The sequence below is a fragment of the Streptomyces capoamus genome, from assembly GCF_014654935.1.
Lineage (GTDB): Bacteria > Actinomycetota > Actinomycetes > Streptomycetales > Streptomycetaceae > Streptomyces > Streptomyces capoamus.
On sequence record NZ_BNBF01000005.1, the window covers coordinates 216,750 to 224,621 of the forward strand.

The 7,872-nt window shown below is 70.2% G+C and carries 8 protein-coding genes and 2 pseudogenes; 7 read left to right on the top strand and 3 right to left on the bottom strand.

Annotated features, from left to right (window positions below; translation table 11 throughout):
* Positions 1-238: 238 nt before the first annotated feature.
* From IE312_RS10715 to IE312_RS10725, 3 genes and pseudogenes are all read right to left on the bottom strand, one after another.
* Entirely contained in the window at positions 239-1,480 is a 1,242-nt protein-coding gene (locus IE312_RS10715; RefSeq protein ID WP_189980621.1) for an MFS transporter, read from the bottom strand.
* 250 nt (positions 1,481-1,730) lie between these two features.
* Positions 1,731-2,609: a helix-turn-helix transcriptional regulator gene (locus IE312_RS10720; protein ID WP_189980623.1), complete on the bottom strand. Its 879-nt coding sequence runs from the start codon at positions 2,607-2,609 to the stop codon at positions 1,731-1,733.
* Positions 2,610-2,714: 105 nt separating this feature from the next.
* Positions 2,715-2,906: pseudogene (locus IE312_RS10725) on the bottom strand (carbohydrate ABC transporter permease); the annotation flags it as partial.
* Positions 2,907-2,909: 3 nt separating this feature from the next.
* On the opposite strand from IE312_RS10725, the pseudogene IE312_RS10730 reads away from it, so the two are divergent.
* The 7 genes and pseudogenes from IE312_RS10730 to IE312_RS39535 all read left to right on the top strand — a co-directional run.
* Positions 2,910-3,450, top strand: a pseudogene (locus IE312_RS10730) (glycoside hydrolase family 3 protein); the annotation flags it as partial.
* A 77-nt stretch (positions 3,451-3,527) separates the two neighbouring features.
* Entirely contained in the window at positions 3,528-4,286 is a 759-nt protein-coding gene (locus IE312_RS10735; protein ID WP_189980625.1) for an SDR family oxidoreductase, read from the top strand.
* Positions 4,287-4,302: 16 nt separating this feature from the next.
* Entirely contained in the window at positions 4,303-4,968 is a 666-nt protein-coding gene (locus IE312_RS10740) for a TetR/AcrR family transcriptional regulator (protein WP_189980627.1), read from the top strand.
* Positions 4,969-5,466: 498 nt separating this feature from the next.
* On the top strand, positions 5,467-6,378 hold the full coding sequence (locus IE312_RS10745; protein WP_189980629.1) for an alpha/beta hydrolase: 912 nt from the start codon (positions 5,467-5,469) through the stop codon (positions 6,376-6,378).
* Positions 6,379-6,509: 131 nt separating this feature from the next.
* Entirely contained in the window at positions 6,510-7,109 is a 600-nt protein-coding gene (locus tag IE312_RS10750) for a flavodoxin family protein (protein WP_189980631.1), read from the top strand.
* A gap of 48 nt (positions 7,110-7,157) precedes the next feature.
* Positions 7,158-7,550 (top strand): nuclear transport factor 2 family protein, encoded by a 393-nt coding sequence (locus IE312_RS10755; RefSeq protein WP_189980633.1) that lies wholly within the window; start codon positions 7,158-7,160, stop codon positions 7,548-7,550.
* Positions 7,551-7,574: 24 nt separating this feature from the next.
* Positions 7,575-7,872 (top strand): type 1 glutamine amidotransferase family protein (locus tag IE312_RS39535; protein ID WP_502266967.1); only part of this gene is annotated, 298 nt, incomplete at its 3' end.

Genomic DNA, 7,872 nt, shown 5'->3' on the forward strand with positions numbered 1-7,872 from the left:
GGAGCGTCGCCGGAGGCGAAGTCGAACGCGGCCGCGGTCTTCACGTGGGTGATGACGGGCTGCGTACGGTCTCCTGCGGTGGCGGCGGACGCGGACGGGGCCGAGACGAGAACCGCCGCCAAAGCGGGGATCGCTGCGACGCGGGTGAAGCGGATGAGCATGACGGTGCTTCCTGTGAGCAAGGGGACTGCGGGTGTGTGCGCCACCGCTGTGCAGCGCCGAGTTGTCGAAGGCGGTGTCAGCTCTGCGCTGATGCCGACTCGCGGTGGGAGGCCGCCAGCAGGCCGAGGGGCAGCAGGGCCATCAGGGCGAAGACGAAGCCGGTGAGCGACGGGCCCTTCAGCCCCAGGCCGGAGGTCAGGGCGACGCCGCCGAGCCAGGAGCCCGTGGCGATGCCGACCTGGAACGCGGACGTGGCCAGCGCCATGGGCAGGGACCGGCCGGCTCCGGCGATGCGGACGACCTCGCCGACCACGATGGGGTTGTTGGTGAAACCGGCAGCGCCGAGCAGCACGACCAGGGCCACGGCCACGACGCTGTCGGTCGCCCACAGGGTGATGGCGCCCAGAAGCGCGGACGTGAGGGCGGTGGCCGGGATGAGTGTGCCGTAGGGGCGTCGGTCGCCGAGGCGTCCACCGGTCGTGGTGCCGGCCAGTGCGCCGACGCCGTAGCCGAGCAGTGCCAGCGGCACCAGGGCGGTCGCGAGGTGGGCGCGGTCGGTCAGCAGCGGGGCGACGTAGCTGTAGGCGGACATGATGCCGGCCTGGATGAGGGCGATGGCCAGGTAGACCAGCCACAGGCGCGGGTACCTGAGCGCGGCCGTTTCGGCGCGCAGGGAGGTGTCGGCGCGTGTGGTGTCGGCCGGGATGCGGCGGGCGATCACGGCGGCGGCGGCCGCGGCCAGAGCGGCGAGCACCCAGAAGGGGGCCTGCCAGCCGCCCAGTTGGCCAGCTGCCGTACCGAGCGGGACGCCGACGATGTTGGCGAGGGTGATGCCGCCGACCATCACACCCATGGCCCGGGTACTGGCGGCCGGTCCCGCGGCGGCGGTCGCCACCACCGCACCCACGGCCCAGAAGGTGCCGTTGCCCAGCGCGGCGGCGAACCGGCCCACGAGCGCGAGGGTCAGGTTCGGGCTGAGCGCGCCGACGACGTGCCCCGCGGCGAAGACCAGCAGCGCGGCGACCAGGGCCGAGCGGCGCGGCAGGCGCTGGGTAGCCATGGACATCACCGGCGCGCCGATCATCATGCCGACGGCGAAGGCGGTGATCAGCGCCCCGGCGCTGGAGACGCTGACACCGAGGGCGCCGGAGATCTGCGGCAGCAGGCCGGAGACGATGAACTCGCTGGTGCCCATGATGAAGGCGACGGCACCCAGCAGCCACACCACCGGTGGCAGCTTGACCTTCCCGGCGGGTCCGTCACCTGCGAGCGGTGCGGCGGCCGAGGTGTCCGGCTTCGTGGACGAGGGGGAGCTCACTGACGGTCCTTTCAAGAGAGTCGGCGCGGGCCCAGGTCATCCGAAAGCGTTCCGAGCCGCCTGCGCGCCGGGGGTTGTGCGGGCGGAGTCCTCGAGGCCCGCCGCAAACCACGAAAGCAGGAGTCGAGCCCGGCGGGCAGTCACGCTTGTGAGGGGTAACAGCAGGGACCCCCTCATGCCGGAAGCGTGAGACTGCATACGGCAGATCGGGGTAAACGCCGCGGCACAGGAAATGAGGGGCTGGCTGGGGTCAGCGCTCGGTGTCGGCCTGCGAGGCGGCCGCGTCCCGGTCCTGGGTCGCTGCCCAGCTGGCGAGGAGTTTCAGGGCGTCGGCGGCCGGGGTGCCGGGAGCGGCGCTGTAGACGGTGATGGACAGCCCCGGATCGCCGGACAGGTCCAGGCTTTCGTGGACCAGTTCCATCTCGCCCACCGCCGGGTGATGGAACCTCTTGGTGCCCTCGGTGAAGACGTGCACGTCGTGCGCGCCCCATAGGGTCCGGAAGGCGTCGCTGCGGGTGGACAGCTCACCGATCATGTTCGACAGCTCACGGTCGTAGGGGTTCCTGGCGACCTCGACCCGCAGTGCCCCGACTCCGTTGCGGGCCACCCGTTCCCAGTCGGGGTAGAGCCGGGTGGCACGCGGGTCGAGGAAGACGAACCGGCAGGTGTTGACCGGCTTCTGCTCGAACACCTCGTAGTGCAGGGCGCGGGCGAGCGGGTTGGCGGCCAGGATGTCCATGCGGTTGTTGCGCACGTAGGCCGGCTGGTCGTGCAGGCCCTCGATGATGCGCAGCACGCTGGGCCGCACGGTGGCCTTCTTCGGGCGTCGCTGGACCCGGGCCGGGGTCGCGCTCGCCGCCCGGGCCAGGGCGTGGAGGTGGTCCCGCTCGGTGTCGTCCAGCCGCAGGGCCTGGGCGACGGCGTCCAGGACCCTGTCGGAGACCCCGCTCAGATCACCGCGCTCCATACGCGTGTAGTACTCCACGCTCACCCCGGCGAGCATCGCGACCTCGCCCCGGCGCAACCCGGGCACCCGGCGGTGCCCGTACACCGGCAGCCCCGCCTGCTCCGGCGTGATCCTGCCACGACGGGACTTGAGGAACGCGCTGACTTCGGCCCGGTTGTCCATGAGTCCCAGCGTAGGAAGGCGAGGCGATCGGTGGAGGTCCCTGTCAGTACCCCTCTTCGCAGCGACGCCGCCGTACCCCTCGTTTGTCCGTGGATCAGCACCGTCTCATTTGCCGAAGCCCGCGGTGAGTCCGCCGACGAGCTGGCGGCGGCCGAGCACGTACAGGACGGAAATCGGCAGCGTGGACAGCACCACCGCGGCCCGGATCGCGGGAATGTTGATCGTGAACTCACCCTGGAAGCTCCAGACGAACAGCGGCAGCACCCGTTTGTCGGGGCTCTGGGTGAGGATCAGTGGAAAGCACTGACGGCGGAGCTGCCCCGCACCCGCATCCCCTACGAACGCGGCTGCCCCGTCAAGGACATCGACCGCAGCGGATTCGACGCGGCGGTGCGGGCCGCCCAACAGGCCGACATCTGCGTCGCCGTGTCGGCGACCGCGCCGCCCTCTTCGGCCTCGGCACCTCCGGCGAGGGCTGCGACGCGGAGGACCTCTCCCTGCCCGGCGTCCAGGACGAACTCATCGAGGCCCTGCTGGCCACCGGCACACCGGTCGTCCTACTCGTCGTCTCCGGGCGCCCGTACGCGCTCGGCGCGTACGCCGACCGCGCCGCCGCCGTCGTCCAGGCGCTCTTCCCCGGCGAAGAGGGCGGCCCCGCCCTCGCCGTACTCACCGGGCGGACCAACCCCTCGGGCAAGCTGCCGGTACAGATCCCACGCACGGCGGGCGGCCAGCCCGGCACCTGCACGCCCCGCTCGGCGGCAACACCCAGGGCGTGAGCAACCTCGACCCCACCCCCGCCTACCCCTTCGGACACGGCAGGTCCTACACGACGGTCGCAACTCCTCATTTTGAGCGGAGCGCTCCGCTCCGATAACTTGGATCCAACACACATCGTTCTGCCGATGCGGAGGACACATGAAGACGACGAGCAAGCCGACCGCCCTCGTCACCGGGGGCAGCCGCGGGATCGGCGCGGCCACCTCCCGTGAGCTGGCGGCCCGCGGGTACCGCGTGGCCGTCAACTACTTCTCCAACCGGGAGGCCGCCGACCAGGTGGTCAAGCAGATCGAGGCCGACGGCGGCGAAGCCTTCCCCGTGCAGGCCGATGTGCACGACCCCCGTCAGGCGGCCGAACTGCTGGAGCGCTCCACGGTCGACGGTCGCCTGGACGTCCTCGTCTGCAACGCCGGCGCCCGCTTCACTCCCACCCCTCTTCCCGGCCTGTCCTGGGAGGACTTCCAGGAGAAGGTGACGAACGAGCTCGCGTCCGTCTACACCCTCACCCTGCAGGCGCTGGAGGTGATGGGGGCCCAGGGCGGGGGCCGGATCGTGTACGTCTCCAGCTCCGTGGCCGACGGCCCGCCCACCGTGGGCATGGCCGCACACGGCACGGCCAAGGCCGCGCTGAACACCTTCGCGCGGTTCGTCGCCTACGAGGCCGGACCGCTCGGCATCAACGTCAACGTCGTGGCGCCCGGCTTCGTGCGCACCGAGGCCAGCGCCAGGCAACCGACGGAGCTCAAGCAACGTCTGGCCGAACACACACCGCTCGGGCGGGTCGCGGAACCGGAGGACGTGGCCCGGGCTATCGCCATGCTCGCCGGAGAGGACGCCGGGTTCGTCACCGGGGCTGTCGTCACCGTCGACGGCGGTCACGGCGTGGGACGCCGCTGAGGAAGAATGCCGCGCCATGGGTGACACGTACACAGGCAGACCCCGAGGCCGACAGCGGGAGGCGGACCGCAACGACGTCCGCCTCTTCCAGGCGGCGCGCGAGGTCTTCGCCGAGCGCGGCTGGGACGCCCCCGTCTCCGAGATCGCCCGCCGCGCCGGCATCGGCATGGGCAGTCTCTACCGCCGCTACCCCAGCAAGGAGCTGCTGGCCCAGCGCATGCGGATCGCGGGGATGGAGCAACTCGTCGCGCAGGCGCGCACGGCGCTCGCGGAGGAGCCCGATCCCTGGGCGGCCCTCGTCCGCTTCTTCCGCGACGCGTTGACCGACCAGGGGACAGGCGGTCCGCTCCTTCCTCTGGTCGGCGGTCGGCTGCCGGCCACCGACGAGGTGCAGGCCGCCGCGGAGCGGCTGCGCGCCGCCCTGGACGACCTGGTGGACGGCGCCCACCGGGCGGGGGTGCTGCGCGCGGACTTCACGTCCGCCGACATCCCGTTGCTACTGGAACACCTCGCCCCTCGCATCCCCGTCACCGGCGAGCGCGCCGCCTCACTGCACCTGCGCTACCTCGACCTGGCCCTCGTCGGGCTCCGCACCACGGGCCCCTGCCGGCCCACGGACCTGCACGGCCCGGCACCGCAATGGGAGGAGCTCCGGGACCTGTGGAATGCGCCGGACAGCTGACCGCAGGCAGCGGCCGGTACACGACCGGCCGGCAAGAGGCGGTGGCCGGCGAGCAAGCATGACAGCGGCCCGGTCATGGCCACGCTCACACTGATCCTGGCAGTGAACGCCCCTGTGATCCGTCGGGGCTCGGCCGCAGGGCCCAGACCAGCGGCCCTGGGCAGGGCCTGCGCCCCTTCCGCGCCCGGAGCCGACGAGTACGCCGGCGCGGAGTGACGAGGGGCGTCACGAGGGCGTCATCGTGGTGGGCCGCCGTCAGCCGCCGGACTCGGTGCCTCGGCGCCGGTCTCGGGCTGTGGTGGCGAAAGCCGCAGGAACGCGTCGGTGGCCGCCGCGGAGCGGCACAGCCCGCTACGAGGAATTCCTCTACCTGGATAGTCGCATTCGGGGGCAAGTTTCTTCCCCCTCACCGCACGTAGACATCATCTCGACTTCGGCGAACCATGGCGTCAGAAGGCCGCCCGTTGGCGGGCAGAAGACGCAAGAGGGGCAGGCGCCATGGTCGAGAAGGTTTCATTCAGGAACAAGGCGGTGGAGATCGCGGGACATCTTCATCTGCCGGGCGACTTCGATGAGAACGAAAAGTACCCGGCCCTGGTCGGAATTCACCCGGCCGGTGGAGTGAAGGAGCAGACCATCGGTCAGTACGCGAAGCGGCTGGCCACCCACGGATTCGTCACCGTGGTCTACGACTCCTCCTATCAGGGAGAGAGTGGCGGTGAGCCCCGACTCTTGGAAGACCCGACGATCAGGGTGGAAGACGCCCGCTGTGCGGCGGACTTTCTCACCACCCTCCCGTACGTGGACACCGAGCGGATGGGCGTCTTCGGTATCTGCGCCGGCGGCGGTTACGCGATCAGCGCGGCCCAGACGGAACGCCGTTTCAAGGCGGTGGCCACCGTCAGCGCGGCCCCGATGGGAGAAGGCTCCCGGGCCTTCCTGGGGCACCCGTCCCCGCTGTCCGAGCAGATCAAGACCCTGGAACTGGTCGCCCAGCAGCGCACGGCGGAGGCGCGGGGGGCGGCACCGGCCTACGCCCCCTTCGTCCCGGAGACGCTGGAAGAGATCGACGACAACACACCGGACCTCCTGCGGGAGGGATACGACTACTACCGGACCGCCCGCGGTCAGCATCCCAATTCAAAGGGCCGTTTCCTGCTGACCAGCATGGACAAGATGTACGCCTTCTCGGCCTTCGACCAGATTCCGGAACTGCTGACCCAGCCGCTGCTCCTCATCGCGGGAAGCGAGGCGGACACCAAAGTCTTCAGCGACCAGGCGTACGAGCTTTCCAACGGGCCGAAGGAATTGTTCGTCGTCGACGGCGCGACGCACATCGCCATGTACGACGTACCCGAATACGTGAACCAGGCGATCACCAAGATGGTGGACTTCTTCGCCGTCCTCTAGCAGCGGATAAGGGGGAGGGACGCAGACCCGGCCAACACCAGGGAGGGGAAACATTCTTCCCCCTCACACGGCTCTCTTCCGATGCAAAGCTTGGTCACGCCGAACAAAGCCCTTCGAGGAGCACGATCATCATGTCCCATCCCGGCCGCCCCGTCGTCGCCATCGCCTTTCATTCGGGCTACGGCCACACGGCCGTCATCGCCGAAGCCGTGGCGCATGGGGCGGCGGGAGCAGGCGCCGAGGTCGTCTCGATCTCCGTCGACACCATCACCGACGAGCAGTGGGCACAGCTGGACGCCGCTGACGCGATCATCTTCGGTGCCGCCACGTACATGGGCACCGCCTCGGCGGCCTTCCACGCGTTCGCGCAGGCCAGCAGCAAGCGCTGGTTTGCCCATGTGTGGATGGACAAGCTCGCCGCAGGCTTCACCAACTCCGGTGCCAAGAGCGGCGACAAGCAGTCCACTCTGGGCTATTTCGCCACCCTGGCCGCCCAGCACGGCATGCACTGGATCAGCCTCGGCCTGCGGCCGGGCTGGGATTCCACCACGGGCAGCGAGGACGACATCAACCGGCTGGGCTTCTTCCTGGGCGCCGGCGCCCAGAGCCCGACCGATGCCGGTCCGGAAGCGGTCCACACATCGGACCTGGCCACCGCGGAGCACCTGGGTGCGCGTGTCGCACGGCAGGCCGCGATCTTCCGCGCCGGGCAGAGCGCCCTCGTCGCCTGAGCACAAACCCTTTCCCCTTGACCGACTCCACCCCGCAAGGAGCGAACCATGTCCGACTCTGCGCACCTCGCCCTCATCCGCCGGGTGTACGAATCCCGGATGGCCCCGGACGTCACCAGTGAGGTCATGGCCCCGGACCTCGTCTGGGACATCACCCCCGGCTTCCCGAACGCCGGCGTCTACCACGGCTGGGACGACGTGGCGAAGAACTTCTTCGGCAAGACGGTGCAGAACTACGAGTCCTTCGGTGCTGTGCCCGAGGAGTTCTACGCGGACGACGCCGGCCACGTCTTCGTGTACGGGCACTACCACGCCGAGACGAAGACCGGGCACACCGCCGACGTCCGCTTCATCCACCTGTGGACCGTCCGCGATGGCAAGGCCGTCAGCATGCGGCAGGCGGCCGACAGCCACATCCTCCAGGAAGCCCTCAAGGGCTGAAACCTCACCGGGAGACCAACGACCATGGCGAAAATCCTCTTCGTGATCACGGCGTCCGACCACTGGACGCTGGCCGACGGAACCCGCCAGCCGGCCGGGTTCTGGGCCGAGGAAGCCCTCGGGCCGTACGCCGTCTTCAAGGAGGCCGGGTACGAGATCGCGACGGCGACCCCCGGCGGGGTGCCGCCCACGGCGGACGCCCTCAGCCTCACCGCGGAGTTCAACGGCGGTGAGGAAGGCGCGGAGCGCATGCGGACCGCGCTGCGTGAGGCGACCGAGCTGGCGCAGCCGCTGCGCATCGAGGACGTGGACGTCGACGACT